At 59.8% G+C, this 2451-nt stretch carries 3 protein-coding genes; all 3 read left to right on the forward strand.

Annotated elements, in window-relative coordinates:
- Window positions 1–85 precede the first annotated feature (85 nt).
- The 3 genes from tnpA (at window position 86) to tnpC (ending at window position 2435) form a co-directional block, all read left to right on the forward strand.
- Complete coding sequence (gene tnpA, locus AEAC466_RS43365) at window positions 86–478, forward strand: IS66-like element accessory protein TnpA (protein WP_023460290.1); 393 nt, start codon at window positions 86–88, stop codon at window positions 476–478.
- A gap of 26 nt (window positions 479–504) precedes the next feature.
- On the forward strand, window positions 505–828 hold the full coding sequence (gene tnpB, locus AEAC466_RS43370) for an IS66 family insertion sequence element accessory protein TnpB (protein WP_200864001.1): 324 nt from the start codon (window positions 505–507) through the stop codon (window positions 826–828).
- Between the two features lie 68 nt (window positions 829–896).
- Window positions 897–2435 (forward strand): IS66 family transposase, encoded by a 1539-nt coding sequence (tnpC, locus tag AEAC466_RS43375; RefSeq protein ID WP_023460292.1) that lies wholly within the window; start codon window positions 897–899, stop codon window positions 2433–2435.
- The last annotated feature ends 16 nt before the right edge of the window (window positions 2436–2451 follow it).

Below are 2451 nucleotides of genomic sequence, written 5' to 3' on the forward strand. Positions count from 1 at the left end.
GTAAGCGGTGTTCTGCCCCCACGTTCCCTTGTCGACATTGATCTGCGCATGGCTTGTTCAGAGTTGAACGAGAGGGACTTTCTCCATGGAGACTACACCGGAGGTTCTCACTGGAAGGGCGGTCGGCAGTGGGCCCCGGCGTTCGCGCCGATGGCCGGATGAGGTCAAGGCGCGGCTTGTGGCAGAGACCTTGCGGCCTGGGGTAAGCGTCAATGAAGTGGCGCGCCGTGCCGGGGTCAAGGCGAACCACCTGTCTTCATGGCGCACCTTGGCGCGGAGGGGCAAGTTGATCTTGCCGCCGCCTGAGGACGACGTTGAATTTAGCGCTCTGGTGGTCAGCGAACCGGCCCCGGTCGCGGCTACGCATCCGGCTATCAGGCCTGAGATCGTAGTCGGGAATGTGACGATCCGTCTTGAAGACGGCGCTTCAGCAGATCGTATTGCGGCAGTTGCGTGTGCCATGATGGCGTCGGTATGATCTTCCCGTCAAACCGGGTACGGATCATGGTGGCTACCAAGCCAATCGACTTCCGTAAAGGGCATGATGGTCTTGCCGCACTGGTGAAGAACCAATTGCACAAAGACCCCTTCACCGGCATGGTCTTCGTCTTCCGGTCGCGCAAGGCGGATCGCTTGAAGTTGCTCTATTGGGACGGCACCGGACTGGTGATGGCCTATAAACGGCTGGAGGCGCATGTGTTCACCTGGCCGGCGATCAAGGACGGACTTATGAGCCTTAGCCACGCTCAGTTTGAGGCGTTGTTCTCGGGGCTGGACTGGCGCCGGGTCCGAGCCCTGGAAGTGCGTGCGCCGGAGGCGGTGGAATAGCTGCGACAAGATGACTCGGTGGGCATTTTAGGCAGGAAGGTAAGAGCGGATTTTGTTAGATTGCCGTCATGCTCAACCCCGCCAATTTGCCTGATGATATAGCGGTTCTCAAAGCCATGCTGGTGGCTTCCGAGGCTCGTAATCTGCGCAAGGATGACCGGATCGAGCGATTGGAGAAACTGGTCGCCGCCTTCAGGCAGGCGGCCTTCGGGCGCAAATCCGAGAAGGCCGAGCCGGGTCAGTTTGAACTGGCCCTGGAAGACCTTGAAACCGCTATTGCCGCGATCCACGCTGAGGAAGAGGCCGATGCGCCTAGTGGTAAACGGGCGGCAAAGTCTCGCGCTGCCAATCGTGGGGCCTTACCCGGCCATCTGCCCCGCATCGAAGAGGTCATTGAGCCTGACAGCCTACTCTGTGCCTGCGGCAACGGCTTACATTGCATTGGTGAAGACAGGTGCGAGCGGCTGGACGTGATTCCGGCGCAGTTCCGCGTCATCGTCACCCGCCGCCCAAAATATGCCTGCCGGGCCTGCACGGATGGCATCAATCAAGCTCCTGCGCCGGCGCGCCTCATTCCCGGTGGCCTGCCAACGGAAGCGACTGTGGCCCATGTGCTGGTCAGTAAGTATGCCGACCATCTGCCCCTGTATCGGCAGGCCCAGATTTATAGCCGCCAAGGCGTTGACCTTGACCGGTCTACGCTGGCTGACTGGGTGGGCCGGGCCGCGTTCGAGTTGCGTCCCGTGTTCGATGCCATGATCGCTAATCTGAAAAAGTCGACCAAGCTGTTTATGGATGAAACCCGCGCCCCGGTTCTTGATCCCGGCGCACGCAAAACAAAAACCGGATACTTCTGGGCACTGGCCCGCGATGACCGACCGTGGAACGGTACGGCGCCGCCCGGTGTCGCCTTCACCTACGCGCCTGGACGCGGCGGACAACATGCAGAACATATCTTGCAAGGCTTTACCGGCATTTTGCAGGTAGATGGCTATGCCGGTTACAATCGCCTGATCGCACCCGACCGTATCGGCCCGGAAATCCGGCTGGCCTATTGCTGGGCGCATGCCCGTCGTAAGCTGTTTGAGATTACCCGCGCCGGTCCGGCGCCAATCGCGGAGGAAGGCCTCAGGCGCATCGCCGATCTCTACAAGATCGAAGGGGACATCCGCGGTAGCGATCCGGCGGTGCGTCTGGCTGCACGGCAATTACGATCTGGCCCCGTAGTGGCCGATATAGAGGCATGGCTCAACAATCACCGCAGCCGTGTCGCCGCCAAATCGCCGCTTGGCGAGGCGTTGAATTACATCGCTAAATACTGGGCTGGCCTAAGCCTGTTCCTCGACGACGGCCGCGTCGAGCTGGACAACAACACTGTTGAACGCACCATCCGGCCTATCGCCCTGAACCGGAAAAACGCTCTATTTGCAGGCCATGACGCCGGCGCTCAAAACTGGGCCGTAATCGCCTCGCTGATCGAAACCTGCAAATTGTGCAGCGTCGATCCCCATGCCTACCTTACCAATACTCTCAAAGCGATCGTCAACGGTCATAAGCAAAGCCAAATAGACGACCTTCTCCCTTGGAACTACGCCGTCAAGGTGTGAGCTAAACACCGCTTAC

The organism is Asticcacaulis sp. AC466 (assembly GCF_000495815.1).
Taxonomy (GTDB): Bacteria; Pseudomonadota; Alphaproteobacteria; order Caulobacterales; family Caulobacteraceae; genus Asticcacaulis.